The following is a 19,577-nucleotide window of genomic DNA, read 5'->3' as shown; positions in this document are numbered from 1 at the left end:
GGCCGCCCGCCGGGGTGGCCCGGCGGCTGCCCGGTTCGCACCAACAACGGACATCGGCTCGGCTTGGATAGACGACCGCTACGGGGCCGGAAGCGACGCGTCTGTTATCGGGGCGAGTTCATGCATTGCGCCGGATCTACACCATCATCGATCCTGAATAGTTGTCGATTTGGCATTCATGGGCGCAAAACCAAACTGTGCCTTGAAAGCTCGGCTGAAGGCTGCTTCGGAATCATAGCCGACTTGCCTGGCGACCGACCCAACCTTGGCATCAGGCTGGCGCATCAAGCCCAAGGCGAGCGTCAGCCGCCAGCGGCTGTGGTAGGAAAGTGGCGCTTCTTTCACCAATGCTGTAAATCGCGCCGCGAAGCCGGACCGGGACAGGCCCGCCACCCGAGCCAGATCGAGCACGGTCCAGCGCCGATAAGGTTCGTCGTGGATGGCCTTGAGCGCGCGGCTGATGCGCGCATCCCCGAGCGCTCCAAGCCAGCCGACATTGCCGCCCCGCTCGATCCGCACCCAGCTACGCAGGATACTGATCACCAGCACGTCGATCAGCCGTGAAATCATGATGGACGCGCCGGGATACACCTCCTGGGCTTCCTTCATCATGAAGTAGCCAAGGCCCTCGGCCCATCCGGCGGTCTCGCCGCTGGCTTTTGGAATGTGAATGACCGACGGCAGTGCCGATACGAGCCAGGGCACGGAAGCGCTTTCGAACCGAAAGGCTCCGGCGATAAGCTTGGTCTGTTGGCCGCCTCCGCCGTAGGAGACATTGAGTTTTTCGGCGGTAACCTGCGCCGCCATCAGGGCTGCCAAGTCAGCCTCAGATGCACACTCGCCATCGCTCAAGCCGTGCCCAAGGCCTCGCGGCAGCATGATCAGATCGCCAGTTGCCACCTGCAAGGCATGGCCCTGATCGTTTACAACCGTCAGGCCCCCTTCGAGCACGATGAAGAAATAAGCCGCTCCTGGATGAAAGCGTAGCGCCCATGGTTGGCTGAGCTCGACTGTAAAGACGATTTCGCCATGCAGGCTGACCATGGCCAAAATCTGGGAGAGCAGATCCACACGAGAGGCGAGCATGATCGCATTTTTGGACGATGGAGCATGCATTGCGGGGCTCTGGTCATGGTGATCCATCTCGGTAAGCCCTAGTTTGGTTTTGTCTTTAAAGAGGAATTATCTGGCAGTTCAAGTGTTTCCGCGAAGGCAAGGCCATCCTGGTCTTCCTGCCGTCGTGTAGGTGACAGCATTGCAGATTATCCGAATTAAGCAATCGCGCTGATGCGCCCTATAGGAGCTCCCCAAATGAAATCTCTTCTTATGTCCGCCCTAATGTTAACGACCGCCATGCTTGGTGCTGCACCCGCAAGGGCCCAGCCGGCTCTCCCGGATCAAACAATTAAGAATATCGTTCTTGTCCACGGCGCCTTCGTCGACGAAACCAGTTGGGACGGCGTCGCTGCAATCCTGACCGCCAAGGGCTACAAGGTGACTGCGGTAAAGAACCCATTGACCTCGCTTGCTGACGACGTCGCTGCCACCAATGCGGTGCTGGATGCGCAAAATGGCCCGGTTGTTCTGGTGGGCCATTCCTGGGGTGGCGTGGTGATCGGCGAGGCGGGCGACAACGCCAAGGTGGCATCACTCGTCTATGTCTCGGCCTTTGCGCCCGAGAAAGGTGAAACCATCACAGCATTGGCAGCCAGCGGTCCGGCAACCCCCGGAGCGGCGGCCATTCGGCCCGACGCAAAGGGTTACTTGAGCATCGATCCTGCAGTGTTCCCCAGTGCAGTGGCGGGCGACCTGCCCAAGAAGATCGGTGAACATCTGGGAGCGCACCAGATGCCGATCAACCACACTGCCTTCGATGCGCCTGCTGAGGTCGCGGCATGGCACGACAAGCCAAGCTGGTACGTCCTGAGCTCCAAGGACCTCGTCCTTGATCCCCACGCACAGGCTTTCTTTGCCGAACGGATGAAGGCCAAGGTGACGACGGTCGAGGGTAGCCACTCCTCGCTGGCCTCGCACGCAAAGGAAGTAGCTGCGGTCATAGAAGCGGCCGCAGGAGCAAAGTAGCCCTCGTCAACCGATGCTATCGCCCGCCTAGCGGTGGTCGGTAGCATCGATGTCCAACGATCCCAGTCGCAGGGCGGCGAATAGCTCGAGCAAAGCCCGCCACTGCCAACGCGCCACGGCCTCGGACGCCGCACTGGCAACCGCCGGATTGGGACTCAGCCATCACGCCCCCTCGCCGCCCATGAGGCGGTATCGTGATCGGGGTGCTGGTTGGTGCTCTCCTTGATCGCCGCGGCCCAGTCGGCGCCGTTGTTTTCGGTCGCACCGGTATTTTCTATGCCCGTGATCGTATCGAACCATGCCACCATGTTCTCGGTGCAGGTATTGGCAAGCGGCGAGAAGGCATGCGGATCGTCAAGCGAACCGATCATCAGGTTGATGCGACCGTTTTCAAGGTGGTGGAAGAACAATGGCGTGCCGCAATTGGCGCAGAAGCCGCGCTCGACAAGCTCCGAGCTCTTCCAGACGCTCGGTTTGCCGCGTGTCCAGCTGAGCGCATCATCGGGCGCGGCGACTAGCGCGGCAAAGATGTTGCCCGAGGCTTTCTGACACATGCGGCAATGCACCGCACTGGCGGCCGCCACTCATCTCCATCTCGATGCGTTTCATTTTTCTCCTCCTTCAAGAGGCGGGTTTGGGATTAATCTCTTTTAGGTTTTCGTCACTTTCCCGCTGCCCGAAGCTGTCATGCTGCCTTAGTGGTACGTCACGACAGGATTGAACACCCTTTGCAGGAAGGGCCTGAGAGCTGCCTGCATGTGGTTCCTTGGAATTTGATGTCCACAGTCAAAGACGTGGAGCGTCGCCAGGACGCCGGCATTGGACAGAGCTTTTGAGAAGCGTTCGGCTTGGGCAACAGGAGCACGATCGTCATGCTTTCCATGCAGCAACAGCGTCTCAGACCGAACGTCGGGCGCATGATGCAATGCAGAGCGAGCCAGAAAGGCCTCTCTCGATAGGCCCGCCTCTTTCTCGATAGCCCACCGCAAACCGTCTGAACTCTCGCGATAAGCGACTTCAAGATCATAGACGCCGCTGGCTAGAATGACTGCTCGCAGATCAGAAACCTGGGTGGCGACCATGGCCGATGCAACGGCACCACGACTGTTTCCATAGAGAACAATTCTATCAGGATCGACGGAAGGTTGGCCCCGCAGGAAAGCGAGAGCAGCTATGATCGCTTGCTGGGTTTTGGGACCGCAGAAATCTGGAGGGCCATCTGACGCCCCAAAACCAGGCTGCGAGACTGCCGCCGCAGTGATATTCAAACCAGAACAGAACCGAAGCAACGCGCCGCTGTCGACCGCCTCTATCCCTCCAAGCAGACGGCCACCCTGATTGCCGTGGACAAATAGGATTGCTCCTGCGGGGGGTTCGCTTGCGGCTTGAGCTTGAAAAAGCTCGACCGTGGCTCCGTCACCCCGGTCAATGAGATATCGCGTTACTACCGGCATAACCACCATCAGGATTTCGCGTGCCGGACAGACAATAGTGCAACTTCTGGCATTGGCAACGTCCGGTGACGGCGGATATGGTTGAGAAACCAAATGGCTTAGCCGCTCATCCGTCCGTTTCGGTCTTTTTGAGCAAGTGGGTGCTGGCTGTCCGCCCTATTCATTGACCACCGAGTAGGCAGCAGCAAGTTCCTTGGCCAAGGCTTCAAGGGCTTCCGAGTAAGCTACGTCAACACATTGAAGTTTGGCGTCTCGCGCTGCCTCTAACATTTCCCTCTTGTCGCGGATCGAACGCTCCACAAATTTCTCGATGACCAAAGCCGCCGATTGAGTGGCATCCTTGTAGCCGGCTTCTTCCATCATGCGGGCACGTAAGAAGTCGTCTTCTGCGTACAGAAAGACAGCTCTGACGAGGTTTGGATCGAGTGTCGTCATGTATTCGGGCCGTAGTGCTGACCCTTCAAGTATGAAGGGCTTCAAAAGCCGCCTCTGATTTTCGATGATCTGACATATATACGGCCACATATTCTCGTGATGCACCTTCAAAAACCAATGCACGGTATCATCGGAGAGACGTGAATAATATTCAGCTACCTGGGGACGGAGCGTCGGCCACGGTCTACCGGGGTGGCGGCCCAATTTGTCGGTGGAAATGAGTTCCCTACCAAGCGAGACAGCCAAACTCTTTGCCAGTGTGGATTTTCCAACATGCGAACTGCCACCAATCAAAATCCCCAAGTGGTGTTGCTGCATTCTCTGACCTCCAATATCGCGATCAATTGGTGACTGATATTCGCAGTTGATGACTGCTCTTGGCGAATTGCCACGCTCCACGGCTGGTGGCGTTGCCGTGCGTTCGCGGAGCCATTTCTAGAAGGAAATCCTCAGATAGAGCGCAGCTGGTGGTTTAAAAGTGCCGGAAGCTGGCTAGACCCGCATCATCAGTCCGTAGCCGGTGGTGCCACGGACTTGTTCATCTCAGAAATGATTGCGATCACTTAGTTACGGGTCTTCTGCGAGGATCGACCCCGGCAAAGGTGGCGACAGCACAGATTTCGGCGATCTCCCAGGCCGAGGATTCGCATGCCCCTTCTTGCGTCTACAGCGCCACGCCGGTGCCGCGGTCGAAGACGTGCACCTGATCACTCGTAATACTTGCCTCGAACACGGCGCCGTAACGGGCGGGATATTCGCCGTCGACGATGGCGGTTACTTGCTGTCCGGCAAGGTCGAAGACGACATGGGTCTGGGCGCCTGTGGGTTCCACCAGCATCGTCCGGCCGGCAAGCGGCGTGCCGCCTGATATGCCGGGAACGAGATGTTCGGGGCGCAGGCCGATGGTGATGGCCTGGCCGGCCCTGACCTTGCGGTCGGGCGCGATGCGGATTGCCGTGCCGTCGCTGAGACGAGCGGCAGGCCCACCATTTTCGCCGTCGACCGTGCCTTCGAGCATGTTCATCGCCGGCGATCCGATGAAGGCGGCGACGAAGAGATTGGCCGGTTTCCTGTAGAGTTCGAGCGGCGTCCCCTCTTGCTCCACCCTGCCCTGATTGAGCACGACGATGCGGTCGGCAAGCGTCATCGCTTCGATCTGGTCGTGGGTGACGTAGATCGAGGTCGTCCTGACCTTCTGGTGCAGCGTCTTGATTTCCGAGCGCATCTGCACGCGCAGTTTGGCATCGAGGTTGGACAGCGGCTCGTCGAATAGGAAGACGGCGGGATTGCGCACGACGGCGCGGCCCATGGCGACGCGCTGGCGCTGGCCGCCGGAAAGCTGGGCCGGCTTGCGGTCGAGGAGGTTGGCGAGATCCAGCATGCGGGCGGCTTCGGCCACCCGGGCCTCGATCTGGGGTTTGGCAACGCCGGCAAGCTTCAGATTGAAGCCCATGTTTTCAGCAACCGTCATGTGCGGGTAAAGCGCGTAGGATTGGAAGACCATGGCGATGTTGCGTTCGCGCGGCGTCATGGCGTTGACGACTTTGCCGCCGATGGCGATGTCGCCATCGGTGATCTCCTCAAGGCCGGCGATCATCCGCAGCAGCGTCGATTTTCCGCAACCGGACGGGCCGACGAGAGCGACGAATTCCCCATCCTCAATATGAAGCGAAATGCCGTGGATGACATCGACGGCGCCATAGGTCTTGCGAATATCGGTCAGTTCAACGGATGCCATGATGGTACTCCAACGGTTCGGCTCAGGACTTCACGGCACCGGCGGTCAGACCGGCGATGATGTGTCTCTGGGCGACGAAAAAGACGATGATGGTGGGAAGGATGGTCAGCGTGATGAAGGCCAGCACCAGCTGCCACTCCGTGCCGTATTCGCCGCGATAGACCATGATGCCGAGCGGCCAGGGATATTTCGATTCCGAGTTCAGCATGATCAGCGGCAAGATGTAGCTGTTCCAGCTGCCGACGAAGGAGATGATACTGACGGTGGCGACGATCGGCCGCGAAAGCGGCAGCGAGATATGCCAGAAGAATCTGAGATAACCGCAGCCGTCGACGAAAGCCGCCTGAAACAATTCTTCCGGAAGGTTGCGGAAATAGTTTCGAAACAGCAGGATGCTCATGCCAAGGCCGAAGGCCACCTGCGGCAGCACCACGCCCCAATAGGTATCGAGCAGTCCGAGATCGCGGATGCGGATGAAGAGCGGCAGGATCGCGGTTGCCGCCGGAAACATCAGGCCGAGCAGGAAATAATTGAGCAGGAAGGACGATCCGAAAAAGCGGACATGGGCGAAGGCGAAAGCCGCCATCGACGAGACGATCAGCGTCAGGAGGACGGTGAGCGAGGCGATCACCAGAGAATTTCCGATCTGCAGCCAGTAGCGCTCGCCGAAGAGGATATCGGTGTAGTTCGCCCATTGCCACTCCGTCGGCAGGCCGAAGGGATTCGTGCGCAGGTCGCCCAGCGTCTTGAAGCCGCCGAGCGCCGTCGTCAGCAGCGGCACGAGCACGATCGCGGCAATCAGGCTCAGCGACACATAGAGATAGACGCGTGTCGACGTGCTCATGCGGATGGAAGAGCTCATATCAGTCATGGCGCATGAATATCCTTTTGTAACCGAAGGCGAGCGTCACGCAGATGATGAAGAGCACGACGCCGACGGCGCTGCCGAGACCGACCTGCATGCGCATGACGCCATAGGTGTAGAGAAAGGTGACCATCGTCTGGGTGGAGTTGGATGGCCCGCCGCCGGTCAGCGGCATGATCATGTCGAAGAGCTGCAGCGAGCCGACGACGGCAAAGAAGATGGAAAGACGCAAGGTCGAGCCGAGCAGCGGCAGCGTGACGTAGCGAAACTTCTGCCAGCCGGTGGCGCCGTCGATTTCGGCTGCCTCCAGCACGCTCTTGTCGACGGATTGCAGGCCGGCGATGAACGGCATCATGTGGAAGCCGAAATATTTCCAGACGATCACCCCAAGCACGGCGTAGATCGCCACGTCCTTGTCGGCGAGCACGTAAGGGTTGGCAAAGCCGAAGAAGTTGGAAACGGCGGCAAACAGGCCATAGTCGCCATCATAGACGAAGCGCCAGATAAGGCCCGCGGCAACGTCCGCCAGCACATAGGGCAGGAAGAAGATGAGGCGGTAGCCGACGACACCCGGAATGCGGTGCGCCAGCATGGTGGCCAGCCAGATGGCAAGCGGCACCTGGATGCAGATCGAGATCACGATGATCAGGCCGTTATTGACCAGCGCCTGGGTGAAGGCCGCATTTCGAAACAGGACCTGGAAATTGCGCAGCGCGATGAACTCGGTCGGCGTGCCGTAGCCGTTCCACTTGTAGAGGCTGTACCAGGCCGCCTCGCCCATCGGCATGATGACGAAGAGCGTGAAAAGCAGCAGCGCCGGCGGCAGGAAGATCAACAGCACCGCTAGCCGGTCATGGGCGACCGAGCTCTTGCTGTTTGCGGCTCTTTTTGCCGGCCTTGCGGCCGTGGTTATCGACGGGACTGAAATATTGGCCATTGTTCCTGCTTTCGGCATGTCGGCAGCAATGCTGGCGCTCCAGCTCTTCACTGGAGCGCCAGGAAGGGTCTGCAGGCGCTGGTTATTGTTCCAGTTCGAAAGCGTCCTGGATCATCTGGGCGCCGTCCTTGGAATTCATCTGCCCGGAGACGATTTCCACCGACACGTCGTTGACGACGCGGCCGACCGCAGCGCCAAGATCCTGGTCGAAATAATTCTGATGCCAGGTCGAGCCGGCCAGCTGTTTTGCCGATTCGGCAAGCAGCGGGTTGGTGACGCCGTCGCCGGCGCCGACGGCAACGGGCAGAAGCATGCCGGCCTTGGCCATCGCCCGCTCATTGTCGGCATTGGTCAGGAAGGCGAGGAAATCGAGCGCTTCCTTGGAGGCCTTCTTGGTGACAGCCCAGCCGTTCAGACCGCCCAGCGTATCCGTCGGTTTACCGGCGCCGCCATCGACCGCCGGGAAGGCGAAGCGGCCGATATTTTCGGGTGCGAGACCCTTGCCGTCACCGGCATTCTTGCGCTGGTTGGCCTCGGTATTTTCAAAGCCGAGGATGATCGCAGCCTTGCCGTCACCGAAAACGCCGAGCGCCTGCGGCCAGGTCGAGCCGAGATAGCCGGGCTGGAACGGTTCGAGCTTTCCGAGTTCGGCGAGATCGTCGCCGGCCTTGATGATCGCAGGATCGAGGAAACCTTCGCCCTGGCCGGTCTTTGCCGCTTCGAAGACCTTCTGTCCGCCTTCGCGCATGACGAGATAGCTCCAGTAGAAGTGGATCGGCCACTTCTCACCGCCGCCACCGGCGATCGGCACGATGCCGGCGGCCTTGATCTTCTTCACAGTACCGAGAAAATCAGCCCAGTTCTTGATGTCCTCGGCCTTCACACCGGCCTTGGCAAACAGTTCCTTGTTGTAGAAGAAGCTGACCAGACCGACCTTATAGGGAACAGCCCAGGTCTTGCCCTCGAATGTCAGGCCGCTGACCGAAGCCGGGCTATAGGCGCCGCGCAGTTTGCCGCCATCGGCATCCAGTGCCGGTGTCACATCCTGGAGGGCACCGGTTTCGGATTGCTGCTTCAAGACGCCGCCGCCCCAGCTGAAAAAGAAATCCGGCACGTCGTCAGATTGCAGCAATGTCGGAAGCTTGGCCTTGAAGGCCTCGTTTTCGAGAAACTGCATCTGGATATCGACGTCGGGATGCTGGGCTTCGTATTTCTTAACGATGTCTTCCCAGGCCGCGACATATTTCGGGTCGAGCTCGAGATGCAGCCATTTGACGACTGTCGCCGCCGAGGCAGCACCTGCTCCGGCCAGCAACATGCCGGCAGCCGCGGCCATGGATGCGATACGCCTGCCGCCAAAAGCGGCGCTCTTGAACCTAAAAGTCATGATTTTCCTCCCAGGGGTCCTGTCCTCACAATTTTTCCCCTATGCGGATTAATTCAACGGAGCTTTCGCATATTGTCAACCCAATGCCTCTATTTTTATCAAATGCGCTTGACAGGACCGCTGAATTCCCTGCTATTTATTTCGTAACCCGTTAAAAATATTTGGGTTCCGCCCCAACGAAACGCTCGCCTGGCTAGTTCCAATGAAGACCGCAGATCCCGAATTAATGCGCGCGATCAATCGCTTGAACGTGCTCGATACCATCAGGCGCCATGGTCCGATCTCGCGGATAGAGATCAGCGAGCGTACCGAACTCTCCACTACCACCGTTTCGGCCATCACCGCCTCATTGCTCGACGACGGGCTGATCCTGCCGCGTCACGAAGGCGATATCCGCAACGAGGCGGTGCGCGGTCGGCCGCGGGTGATGCTGGAGCTCAATCCCGATGCCGCCCGCGTGGTCGGCGCCAAGATCGCCGCCAACAGGATGGTCTTCGTCGTCACCAATTTCCGCGGCGATGTGCTGTCGAAGCTCGCCTTGCCGATCCGCATCGACCGGCAGCCGATCGGCGTCATCGCCGATCTGGTCGAGGATGGCGTCAGGCGCTGCGTCGTCGATGCCGGGCTTTCGCTGGAGGATGTCGACAGCGTCTGCCTCGGCTTTCCCGGCGTCATCGAGCACCGCACCGGATATATCCGCAGCAGCCCGATCTTTCGCGACACCAATGTCGATTTCGCCGCCGAAATGTCGACGCGGCTGGCAACGCCGACCATTGTCGAAAGCGACGCCCACGCCATCACGCTTGGCCATCACTGGTTCGGAAAGGCCCGCGATCTCGAGGATATGGTGCTGATTTCGCTGGAACAGACGCTGGGGCTCGGGGTCCTGCACGGCAACAGCCTGTTTCGCGGCGCCGGCGGACTCAGCCACAATCTCGGCGACCTCGTGCTCGGCATGGGACCGAACGGCGTCGTCCGGCTTTTCAGCCAGGCCGGCGAAAGCGCGATCCTCGGCGAACAGCAGGCCGACGGGCGTTTTGCCGAAGCGATCCGTCTCGGCCGCGGCATGAACCATGCCCAGGCGCTGATCAAGGCCGATGACGACCGGCTGATCAGTGCCGCGATCCGCGCCGGCGAAGCGGTAGGTTTGACCATTGCCAACATCGTCACGCTGTTTGCGCCGCCGCGGGTCATCCTGGTCGGATCGAGCCTAGCGCTCGGCGAACCCTTTCTCAATAGCCTGCGCGATGCCTATGCGCTCGCCATTCCGCCATCGCTGCGCGGGGTGAGCGAACTCGTCTTCGACGATTCGACCGACGATTTCTGGGCGCAAGGTGCGGCGGCGGTGGCGCTCTACGAACTCTACGAATCGCCCTGGAGCACGACAGGGCCGGCGCTCTGACGGGCGTCACAATCAAGACTCAATGGAGGAATTCATGGACAAGGTCGGTATCGGCATCATCGGATGCGGCAATATTTCGGGCGCCTATCTCACGGCGATGGCATCCTTTCCCATTCTCGAGATCCGTGGCGTCGCCGATCTCAACCGGGAGTTGGCAGAAGCAAAGGCTGCAGAATTCAACGTTCCCGTCAAGACCGTCGAGGAGCTTTTCGCCGATCCCAAGGTCGAGATCATCGTCAATCTGACGATCCCGAAGGCCCATGTTGCCGTGGCATTGCAGGCGCTTGAGGCCGGCAAACATACCTATTCGGAAAAGCCGCTCGGGATTAATTTCGCGGAAGGGAAAAAATTGGCGGAAGCCGCAAAGGCGAGGAATCTCCGCATCGGCGCTGCCCCCGACACCTTCCTCGGCGGCGGCCACCAGACGGCCCGTGCGTTGATCGACCAAGGCGTCATCGGCCAGCCGGTCGGCGGCTCGGCAACCTTCATGTGCCCGGGCCATGAGCGCTGGCATCCGAACCCGGCCTTCTATTACGAGGTTGGCGGCGGGCCGATGCTCGATATGGGTCCTTACTACATCACCGATCTCGTCAATCTTCTCGGGCCGGTTTCTCAAGTTGCGGGTTTTGCGACGACGCCGCGATCGGAACGGCTGATATCAAGCGAGCCGCGCAACGGCGAGCGCATTCCCGTGCATGTGCCGACCCATGTCACCGGCATGATGGCCTTTGCCAATGGCGCCGTCGTCCAGATCGCCATGAGCTTCGATGTCGCCGGCCACAAGCATGTGCCGCTGGAAGTCTACGGAACCGAGGGCACGCTGATCGTTCCCGATCCGAACAAGTTCGCCGGCCCTGTGGAATATCTGAAGAAGGGCGGTGCGTTCGAGGACCAGCCGGTCACATCACCCTATGCCGACGGCAACTACCGCTCGCTCGGCGTCGCCGACATGGCGCATGCGATCCGCTCCAACCGGCCGCATCGCGCCAATGGCGATCTGGCGCTGCATGTGCTCGAAGTTATGGAAGCGTTCCACACCGCTGCCGCAACCGGCCGGACGGTCACGATCACCACGGCAACGGAGCGCCCTGCCCCCTTGTCCGATTCCATCGTCGACGGACGGCTGACGAAATAAGTTTCAGGAGGAAAGACTATGCGTGAAGCACTGATCGTTTGGGGCGGCTGGAGCGGGCATGAGCCGCAGGAGTGCGCCGAAATCATCAAGACCATGCTCGAGGAGGACGGCTTCAAGGTCTACCTCGAACACGGCACCGAGGCGCTTGCCGACCCTTCCGTCCATGATCTCAGCCTCGTCGTGCCGATCATGACGATGTCGAAGATCGAGAAGGAAGAGGTCAAGAACCTCGCGACCGCGATCGAAAGCGGCGTCGGTATCGCCGGCTATCATGGCGGCGCGGGCGATGCCTTCCGCGACTCCGTCGATTACCAGTTCATCATCGGCGGCCAGTGGGTGGCTCACCCCGGCAACATCATCGACTATACCGTCAACATCACCCGCCCTGACGATCCGCTCATGGAGGGTATTGCCGATTTCCCCTATACGTCAGAGCAATATTACATGCATGTCGACCCGTCGAACGAGGTTCTGGCGACGACCAAGTTCACCGGCGAACACGCCTACTGGATCGACGGCGTCGTCATGCCCGTCGTCTGGAAGCGGAAATACGGCAAGGGCCGCGTCTTCTATTCCTCGCTCGGCCACCAAGCCAAGGAGTTCGACGTTCCCCAGATGAAAACCATCTTCCGCCGCGGCGCCAACTGGGCTGCGCGGTAGGCTAGGCTGTTGAGGCGGATGCCGCATGAGGAGGGGCCAAGACATGGAGCCCTCTGGCAAGGGTTGCCCCTCATCCGCCTGCCTGCACCTTCTCCCCGCTTGCGGGGCGAAGGGGGATGCCGCGACCTCTCCGTTCCTCGCCAACTTTTCGCAGGGCACGTCCCCACGCCCCGTTTACGGGAAGAGGGTTAGGGTGAGGGGCAGCCCGCGATCTCAGCGGATGATCAATGCCGTCCCGTAGAGCCCCAGCGCAAAAACCGTATGAGCCAGCAGATTGAAGCAGCGGACCTTGTTCGGGGTCGGATGTTTGGAGGCGGCCCAGCCGATGCCGAGGCCGGGCTGCAGCAGGAACCACCCTGCCCCGACGGTGACGATGCCGAAGATCCAGGCGGGAAAAAATGTCGGGGCCGCCAGCCAGGCCGAGCCCATGATGATGGCGAAGATCAGCCCATAGAGGATACCGACGGCGTAATGGCTGATCCAGCCGAGCGCCAGTTCATGGGCATAGGGCTCGGCGTCGGCAATGCTGTCGTGAAAGACCTTGCCGCGGCGAAGGTGCCAGAACCAGCGTCCCACAGGTGCCCAGTTGGGCGCCGACTGGCCGAACTGGGTGAGCAGGATCGCCCAGAGGTCCATGAGGATGGTTGCGCCGGCGCCGATCACCAGGCCGCGCCACAGAATATCGAACATTGGGAATCACCGGAAAACGTTGCGATTGCAGGACGCTACAAGATCATCGCCGACGCGCCGGCGCAATGGCTCCGGTGAATTCAAAGGCCATATAAGGAAAGGATTCCGAGGCTAATCCGCCTGCGGTCCGCCCTCGCCCTCAGTTTCTCCCGCGCCATTGCCGATATCGCCACTGATATCCTTGGCAAATTTCCGCATGAGCCGCACGAGTTCATTGAAGTCATGTTCCTCCCAGCTCTCGAAGATGGCGCGGCCCATCCGCTCGCGGGCGACGTCGATGCGATCGGTCATGGCCTTGCCCTTCGGGCTGATGACCGCCTCGCGCACGCGGCGGTCGGCGGCATTGCCGCGGCGCTCCACCAGATCGAGACTTTCGAGCTTGGCGACCTGGCGGCTGACGGTGGTGTAGTCGCGCCCGGCGCGGTCGGCGAGTTCGACCACGCCGATGGGACCGAGCCGTTCGATCGTGACCAGCAGCGGAAACAGGGCGCGATCGAGCGAAATGCCCGCTTCGCGGACCATCTGCTCGTCGCGCTGCGGGCGGTTCATGACGCTGACGATCTCGATCAAAGCCCCATGCAGTTCGCGCAATTTTCCGCTTATATGTGTATTTTGCACATTCTTTGTTGACGTCATGCCGATTCTCCTATTATGTGCATAATACACATATGGAGAAGCCAATGACAGAGAATTCCACAGTCGACGTGCTGATATCAGGCGCCGGGGCTGCCGGCCTGACGCTGGCAATCGAGCTGGCGCGGCGGGGCGTATCCTTCCGCCTGATCGAAAAATTGAACGACCCGTTCCGCGGTTCGCGCGGCAAAGGTATTCAGCCGCGAAGTCAGGAGGTGTTCGAGGATCTCGGCATTCTCGACCGGATCGTCGCGCTCGGCGGCACCTATCCCCCGGCAGCGGGAATATCGTGACGACGGCAGCGTCAGCGAATCCGACGCCGTGGTGGGTGGGGAGCCGACGCCGACCGAGCCCTATCATCTTCCGCTGATGGTGCCGCAGTTCCTGACCGAAGGCGTGATGCGCGAGCGGCTGCTCGAGCTTGGGCATCGCCCAGAGTTCGGATGCGAACTCATCGGCTTCGAACAGGATGAGGCCGGCGTGACTGCGCGACTTAAGGGCACATCCGGTGAAGAGGCCGTCCGCGTGCGTTGGCTCGTCGGCGCCGATGGCGGCCGCAGCTTCGTGCGCCACGCGCTGGATATCGGCTTTCCCGGCAAGACGCTCGGCGTGCGCGCCATGGTCGCCGATGTCATTCTGACAGGGTTGGACCGAGACGTATGGCACCGCTTCGGCGATGGCGACATGCAGCGGCAGATGGCCATTTGCCCGCTCGCGGCGACGGATCTGTTCCAGATCCAGGCACCCATCCCGCTCGAAGGCGAGGTCGACCTCTCCGGGGCAGGCTTGACTGCCCTGGTGAAGGAACGCACCGGCCGCGACGACATCGAGGTCCAATCAGTCTCCTGGGCGTCAGCCTTCCATATGAACGCCCGGCTTGCCGATCGCTACCGGCTCGGCCGCGTGTTCCTGGTCGGTGATGCCGCCCATACACATCCACCAACCGGCGGACAAGGTTTGAATACCAGCGTTCAGGACGCCTATAATCTCGGATGGAAACTGGCTGCGGTCACTGCCGGTGCCCCCGACGCGCTGCTCGACAGCTATGAGGAAGAGCGCCGCCCGGTCGCCGCCGCCGTGCTCGGGCTGGCGACCAATCTTCTCGACGCCATGAAGCGAGGCGATATGCGGCGCGGCCGCGATGTGCATCAACTCGATATCGGCTATCCCTCCTCCTCCTTCGCGCTGGAAAAGCCGGAGCGGAACGCCGGCCTGCTTGCGGGCGACCGTGCGCCCGATGCGCCGCTGAAAGGTGTCGCCGGCCAGCCGACGCGTCTGTTCGAACTGTTCAGGGGGCCGCACTGGACGCTGCTGGGCTACGAGGCCGAGCAAGCCGCCGTGCCGCCGCGCCCGGGCCTGCATATCCACAGGATCGGCGAGCGTGGAGATGTCATCGATGAAGGCGGGCATTTCCATGATGCTTACGGCCTGACATCGGGCGACTGGGTGCTCGTGCGTCCGGACGGTTACGTGGGCGCTATCATTGCGTCTGCTCACGCCTGGGCTCTGGAAGCCTATCTCGCAAATGTCGGCCTTGCTGCGTAAGCGGCAACTCAAAGCGCCACGGTCTCGGCGCGTCTGAAAACAGGTGTGCCGTAGCCAATCGCCACGCCGAGTAGCGCGCTTTCGTTTGCTAGCCGCCGCACAAGGCCCAAGAGAGCCTCATCCTGAGGAGCGTTGGAGGATGCCGCACCATAGACCAAGCGGCATCGAATCTTTCAGAGAGCATCCCGCTCGTATCGCGGCGCCCATCCGCGGGCCATCCCGCGGCTCATCACGCTTTCCGCCAGCGCCAATTGCTGGCGGAGATGTTTGCAGTCATCGAGCAGCGAGCGTATCGCCGCCTTGGCATTGTCGTCATGCCAGGCAAGCACGGCTTCGACTTCCCAGGCTTGATCGGGCCAGGTTTGGTCCGGCCAGGCTTGACCAGGTCCAGTTTGTTCGGGGCGTGCCCGATGGGGTTCCAAGGTTTTTGCCGGCTGCATCAGTTCAGCGCCAATGGCAATTGAACCGGCCGCGGCAAGGGCGGCAGCGGCCGGCTGAGTTCGACCTTTCTCTGCCAGGCGGCACGTCGCTGTTGATCTCGCTCGCGGGCTGCGCGGGACGCTTCGACAAGCGCGAGGGCGTTGGCGATCACCTGTTCCGTATGCGTCATGATCATCTCCAATGTTCCTGTTTTGTTCTAAGTTAGAACTTCGGCAGGAAAAGTCAAGCGTCGGGACGATCTGGCTTTGAGGATAGGTGGGGAAGCGCGGAGCGTATTCAGTCCGCCGCTTCTATGACGGCAATGCCGGCCTCCTGTGCCGCCCTGATGAAGGCGGCCCGCACGTGTTCCGGTGGGAGATCGCCGATAATCGCATCCAGGCACGACTTGACGGCCTCGAAATACTCTTCGCCGTCGTCTACCGGCCAGTCGCGCAGGAGCGTGCGCGCGGCGTCCCACACAGAGTTAATAACGGCATAATGGCCGAGCCCCATTGAGGCCAAGCCAACCGGTCGAAAATGTGCCGTCTGTCTCACTTTGCTACAGCTTTTCCCAATTTCGGTGGAGCTCATGGAATACGATGCAATTTGCGTGCCGTTGGCAAGCCGCCTACCGGCCGAAGCGTGGCTTTTGATCATAGAACAGGATGATTTTAGACTAGGTCGGCCTAAAATCTGAATCCTGTTCTACATTATATAGTTAGAGCATGACGTCGCCCGAAAACCGCTCACACTTTCGGCATCATGCTCTCGTCAATCATGGCCGTCACAGACGTGTTTCTCCATCCCTCCCGGATCCGGCAACAGCCGCGCTTGAGAACATGGAACGCCTGAAGACCCCGACAGCTCCCCCGACCAGTCATTAAGCGACTGATTATGGTAAATATCGGGCTTACATCCCACGTCCGCTGATTAAAACTCAGTCTTTCCTTTTATACTCTATAATGATTACAGCAACTCATATGCATTGCTGGAAGCAAGAACCTCTCTAATCACTCATGGATTGTGCCAGAGGTGGACGGAGTTTCATCCGGGTCGTACAATGCGATTTATCCTGCACGCGCCGGATCTGGGAGGAGCGCGCGATGCCTATTTTCATGGATCGACACTTTCTTGAAGGAACGTCAGCGGCTGACGTTGCTCAGGCACATCGCATGGATCTCGATATCCAGGACAAGTACGGCGTCAAGTTCCTGACCTACTGGTTCGATCAGCGGCGCGGGACCGCCTTTTGCCTCGTGGATGCGCCGGATGCCGAAACTGCGCAATGTGTGCATCGCGAGGCGCACGGCTTCGTCGCCGGCGAGATCGTCGAGGTCGCCTTGTCAGCGGTCGAGGCTTTTCTTGGCCGAATCCATGACCCTGAGCCGGCGCCCGGCCAATCTTCCGCTCAGGTGGATCCCGGCCACCGGGCAATCCTCTTTACCGATATCGTCGAATCGACAGCGATGACATCGCGCCTCGGCGACCGGATTGCGACCGAAATGGTCCGAGCCCATGACTCTATCGTGCGCCGATGCCTCAGCCAGAATTCAGGTCGGGAGGTGAAACACACCGGCGACGGCATCATGGCCGCCTTCGCCGCGACAACGGCAGCCGTCGAATGCGCCATGGCGATCCAGCGGGAATTCGAGCGTTACAACGGCGGAAACACCGAGCCTATCCATATCCGCATCGGACTGGACTGCGGCGAGCCGGTCGAGGACAGCAACGACCTCTTCGGCTCGACCGTGCAACTTGCCGCGCGACTATGCTCGGCAGCCTCCAGCGACCAGATCCTCGTCTCGGAGAATATTTTTCGGGAGTACGGCGCCGCCGATCTCTTCGCTCACGCAACGCGCCGACGGTTCAAGGGGTTCTCGAAGCCCATGCTGGTCTTCCGATGCGACTGGGCCAATGCCGGCGTAAACTAGGATCTGTTGGATCCGACACCCACCAAACTGCCGGCTGCCTCCTGGCAGGGCTTGCCGCGGCGCTTTGTGGCCAAGAAATAGGCGATCATACGATCTGTTGATATGGAAACCAGAACGCGCCGCAACTGATGTGACGGCGCGCCCTCCCTGCCATGCAGACAGCCCCCAACAGGCCTATATCTGACTAAGCGTTACCAATTTGATGGTTCATCGGTCCGTCGAATTTGGGGCCACCCTCGACCTTCGCAAGGACGCCAGCCATGTTCAGGAACCGCCGGAAATTCTCGCGCGCAGCGCTCAGCGGGAAACGCCCGTTGGCCGCATCTCTGCACGCCTTCAACAGCGTGTCATATGCCAAACCCCGTTTGTCCTCCGGCCACCCGTCCAGAACATCGAAGATTTCATCGAGGCACGTGACCTCATCGATGATATGTTGACGATGAAGCAGAATCGGATCGAACCGAGTTGACGACATAGTATCCTCCCATTTATATTACTTTTTTATGGTGTAATTTTACTCAAAAACCACAATCTATTCAAGTCGAAATCGCGTCCGCTTGACTATTAACGTCGTGAAACTACTTCCATAACGACAGAATAGCCCGACCAGGCTAGACTTACGTGACTTTAATCATCGACTGAGGCGCGACGCATCACGATTATAGATTGATTGATCAATCGTGCGAATGTTTCGGCTCAGGTGAGCGTGATCTAGCGGGCCAGAAGTTTTCGTATAGGCTCGCGTTGGCATGGTAGATTGCGACCATGACAAGCTTATGAGGAGACGTTCAGATGAACCGATTTTTTCCATTGGTAGCGGGAGTGCTGATCGGTGTGTCCGCGTTCACGTCTTCCTGCACGTCGCCTGCAAGGCAGGATCACCAGGACTTTCAATATCAGCGGAATACATCGGTAAACCCGGCATGTGCGGATGGGTTCAGACCCAGCAATGCTCGCTCGTGCAGCTATTGAAAGGCATAGAGCCGGAAATTGGGCGGCACGCTACAGCAATTGGACCGGTTGGGAACTCCAAGCCCTGCCTCACCGTTAAGTGATCGGGTCACAACGGCCCGACACTCAACAGGAGAACGGTTTCCCATGAACAATTTGATCTGGCTTGTCGGCGCTGTCGTTATCGTGCTCGCGATTTTGAGTTTCTTCGGCTTCCGCTGATTACAGACGTTGCTTAAGTAAAGTGCGGCGGCTCAACCGCGCCTTCTCCTGCCGGCGATCAGAGGGACGATGAAATCCTCTGCGCCGATGGATCCATAGGGATTGAGAGCGCTCGTCCTACTTGGCGGGGCTGGGCTGACATTTGCACGTCGAGCGGCGTTTTGCCGAGTGCTGCCGCAATGTCTTTCGCCAGATTACTCAAAGCGTCGGGCTCGAATCGAGACTACCGCCGCTTCTTCGACTATCCGCAGAATGGCGTGTGATCAGCGCAAAAAGTGGATGATCACCCCCTCGGTCTTCCTTTACAGTCAGCCGTTTCGACCTCTCAAGGCAGATGGTAAAGGACAATCGATGGCTGGTCTTGTGGGTCCGGATGAAGCGGCTCAATCGGAAAAGCAGACTGCAAAAGGCGATCGGCCGGAGGGCTTGGCGCGGGATGTTACAGCCATCAAGATCGGCGACTGTCTGCTCGGTTACAAAGCCGTCCAGCGCCGCATGCGGGCCAGCCGTTGGAACCATTTCCGCGGCCGGATGCGCGAGATCGAAAAATTGATCAGGCATCGCCATGGAGACATCGTGCCCGAGGCCGATGACGCATTGATTTACGTCGAGGTGATCGCCGGCCTCGCCCTTGTCGAATTCAAGGAAGAGTTTGTTGAGGTGGTCCTCGGCTGGGCGGCGCGATGGCTTCCCTGGGCTGGGAAAGCCGACATAGAGGACGTCATCTACGAGCGGACAAAGGTGCGCTTTTCCGACTTGTCCGCCGACGCCCTCGGCCATGCTCTGCACTTAAGCTACGCAGAACGGAGCGCCCTCGATATCCGCACAATCGGTGCATTCGATGTGCCGAAACGGAAGAGAGCAAAACTTCAAAAGGAAAAGCGGCGGCAGCGGGACCGAAGCCGAAAAGAGGAGCAGCGCCGTGCCGACGGCGCGCTTTCCAGAGCCGATTATCTCGCCAATTCTTTCAGCCAAGTGCGCCCCTGGGAGGCTTTCGGCATCAGCCGCCGGACATGGGAACGCCGCGGCAAACCGATGCCGGATGCCGCGACGATATCGGATTGCGCTCTGATCTCGCTCGCCGCTTAGT

General features: G+C 59.8%; 19 protein-coding genes and 2 pseudogenes. 7 read left to right on the top strand and 14 right to left on the bottom strand.

All coding sequences use genetic code 11. From position 1 onward, the window contains the following. Positions 1-144: 144 nt before the first annotated feature. A complete protein-coding gene (locus HX899_RS28730; RefSeq protein ID WP_246697195.1) occupies positions 145-1,143 on the bottom strand; it encodes an AraC family transcriptional regulator in 999 nt (332 codons plus the stop codon). 168 nt (positions 1,144-1,311) lie between these two features. On the opposite strand from HX899_RS28730, the gene HX899_RS28725 reads away from it, so the two are divergent. Further along, positions 1,312-2,082 carry an alpha/beta fold hydrolase gene (locus HX899_RS28725; RefSeq protein ID WP_181293966.1) on the top strand — a complete coding sequence of 257 codons (771 nt, stop codon included), beginning with the start codon at positions 1,312-1,314 and terminating at the stop codon, positions 2,080-2,082. Positions 2,083-2,237: 155 nt separating this feature from the next. Here the strand turns inward: HX899_RS28725 and HX899_RS28720 are convergent. The 7 genes and pseudogenes from HX899_RS28720 to HX899_RS28690 all read right to left on the bottom strand — a co-directional run bounded on the left by HX899_RS28720 (position 2,238) and on the right by HX899_RS28690 (position 8,898). Further along, a pseudogene (locus tag HX899_RS28720) lies at positions 2,238-2,691 on the bottom strand (GFA family protein). Between the two features lie 86 nt (positions 2,692-2,777). Beyond that, the gene (locus tag HX899_RS28715; protein ID WP_181293965.1) at positions 2,778-3,545 is read right to left on the bottom strand and encodes a S9 family peptidase; all 768 of its coding nucleotides are present in this window, start codon (positions 3,543-3,545) and stop codon (positions 2,778-2,780) included. 147 nt (positions 3,546-3,692) lie between these two features. Next, positions 3,693-4,289 (bottom strand): hypothetical protein, encoded by a 597-nt coding sequence (locus tag HX899_RS28710; RefSeq protein WP_181293964.1) that lies wholly within the window; start codon positions 4,287-4,289, stop codon positions 3,693-3,695. A 346-nt stretch (positions 4,290-4,635) separates the two neighbouring features. Beyond that, positions 4,636-5,709 carry an ABC transporter ATP-binding protein gene (locus HX899_RS28705; RefSeq protein WP_181293963.1) on the bottom strand — a complete coding sequence of 358 codons (1,074 nt, stop codon included), beginning with the start codon at positions 5,707-5,709 and terminating at the stop codon, positions 4,636-4,638. Positions 5,710-5,731: 22 nt separating this feature from the next. Then, complete coding sequence (locus HX899_RS28700) at positions 5,732-6,580, bottom strand: carbohydrate ABC transporter permease (RefSeq protein ID WP_003539503.1); 849 nt, start codon at positions 6,578-6,580, stop codon at positions 5,732-5,734. Next, positions 6,573-7,511 (bottom strand): carbohydrate ABC transporter permease, encoded by a 939-nt coding sequence (locus HX899_RS28695; protein WP_181293962.1) that lies wholly within the window; start codon positions 7,509-7,511, stop codon positions 6,573-6,575. Before HX899_RS28695 ends, HX899_RS28700 begins: the two co-directional genes overlap by 8 nt. An 82-nt stretch (positions 7,512-7,593) precedes the next feature. Beyond that, the gene (locus HX899_RS28690; RefSeq protein ID WP_180194223.1) at positions 7,594-8,898 is read right to left on the bottom strand and encodes an ABC transporter substrate-binding protein; all 1,305 of its coding nucleotides are present in this window, start codon (positions 8,896-8,898) and stop codon (positions 7,594-7,596) included. 202 nt (positions 8,899-9,100) lie between these two features. Here HX899_RS28690 and HX899_RS28685 point away from each other — a divergent pair, with 202 nt between their 5' ends. The 3 genes from HX899_RS28685 to HX899_RS28675 are packed head-to-tail and all read left to right on the top strand — an operon-like array spanning position 9,101 to position 12,095. Beyond that, positions 9,101-10,300 carry an ROK family transcriptional regulator gene (locus HX899_RS28685; protein WP_003539497.1) on the top strand — a complete coding sequence of 400 codons (1,200 nt, stop codon included), beginning with the start codon at positions 9,101-9,103 and terminating at the stop codon, positions 10,298-10,300. Positions 10,301-10,334: 34 nt separating this feature from the next. Then, positions 10,335-11,435, top strand: a complete 1,101-nt coding sequence (locus HX899_RS28680) for a Gfo/Idh/MocA family protein (protein ID WP_181293961.1) — start codon at positions 10,335-10,337, stop codon at positions 11,433-11,435. A gap of 18 nt (positions 11,436-11,453) precedes the next feature. After that, positions 11,454-12,095: a ThuA domain-containing protein gene (locus HX899_RS28675; RefSeq protein WP_003539493.1), complete on the top strand. Its 642-nt coding sequence runs from the start codon at positions 11,454-11,456 to the stop codon at positions 12,093-12,095. A 213-nt stretch (positions 12,096-12,308) separates the two neighbouring features. Here HX899_RS28675 and HX899_RS28670 read toward each other — a convergent pair whose 3' ends face one another. Then, positions 12,309-12,785, bottom strand: coding sequence for a DUF2938 domain-containing protein (locus HX899_RS28670; protein ID WP_138329529.1), 477 nt, complete (start codon positions 12,783-12,785; stop codon positions 12,309-12,311). Between the two features lie 111 nt (positions 12,786-12,896). Further along, positions 12,897-13,421, bottom strand: a complete 525-nt coding sequence (locus HX899_RS28665; protein ID WP_181293960.1) for a MarR family winged helix-turn-helix transcriptional regulator — start codon at positions 13,419-13,421, stop codon at positions 12,897-12,899. A 44-nt stretch (positions 13,422-13,465) separates the two neighbouring features. Between HX899_RS28665 and HX899_RS28660 the strand changes: the two are divergent. Next, positions 13,466-14,963, top strand: a pseudogene (locus HX899_RS28660) (FAD-dependent oxidoreductase). 173 nt (positions 14,964-15,136) lie between these two features. On the opposite strand, the gene HX899_RS28655 reads toward HX899_RS28660, so the two are convergent. The 3 genes from HX899_RS28655 to HX899_RS28645 form a co-directional block, all read right to left on the bottom strand. Continuing rightward, entirely contained in the window at positions 15,137-15,403 is a 267-nt protein-coding gene (locus tag HX899_RS28655; RefSeq protein WP_138389242.1) for a hypothetical protein, read from the bottom strand. Next, on the bottom strand, positions 15,403-15,573 hold the full coding sequence (locus tag HX899_RS28650; protein ID WP_162039352.1) for a hypothetical protein: 171 nt from the start codon (positions 15,571-15,573) through the stop codon (positions 15,403-15,405). The genes HX899_RS28655 and HX899_RS28650 overlap by 1 nt, the downstream gene beginning before the upstream one ends. Before the next feature lie 107 nt (positions 15,574-15,680). Continuing rightward, positions 15,681-15,938 carry a DUF982 domain-containing protein gene (locus HX899_RS28645; RefSeq protein ID WP_011651896.1) on the bottom strand — a complete coding sequence of 86 codons (258 nt, stop codon included), beginning with the start codon at positions 15,936-15,938 and terminating at the stop codon, positions 15,681-15,683. Between the two features lie 548 nt (positions 15,939-16,486). Here HX899_RS28645 and HX899_RS28640 point away from each other — a divergent pair. Continuing rightward, positions 16,487-17,314: a nickel-binding protein gene (locus HX899_RS28640; protein WP_181293959.1), complete on the top strand. Its 828-nt coding sequence runs from the start codon at positions 16,487-16,489 to the stop codon at positions 17,312-17,314. A 184-nt stretch (positions 17,315-17,498) separates the two neighbouring features. Here HX899_RS28640 and HX899_RS28635 read toward each other — a convergent pair whose 3' ends face one another. Then, a complete protein-coding gene (locus HX899_RS28635) occupies positions 17,499-17,789 on the bottom strand; it encodes a DUF982 domain-containing protein (protein WP_012757379.1) in 291 nt (96 codons plus the stop codon). 1,049 nt (positions 17,790-18,838) lie between these two features. Between HX899_RS28635 and HX899_RS28630 the strand changes: the two genes are divergently transcribed. Then, positions 18,839-19,576 carry a hypothetical protein gene (locus tag HX899_RS28630; RefSeq protein ID WP_181294015.1) on the top strand — a complete coding sequence of 246 codons (738 nt, stop codon included), beginning with the start codon at positions 18,839-18,841 and terminating at the stop codon, positions 19,574-19,576. Position 19,577: the final 1 nt, after the last annotated feature.

The organism is Rhizobium sp. WYCCWR 11146 (assembly GCF_013591995.1).
GTDB classification, from domain to species: domain Bacteria; phylum Pseudomonadota; class Alphaproteobacteria; order Rhizobiales; family Rhizobiaceae; genus Rhizobium; species Rhizobium indicum.
The sequence above is the reverse complement of the archived record's forward strand: the minus strand, read 5'-3'. Positions and strand labels throughout refer to the sequence as shown.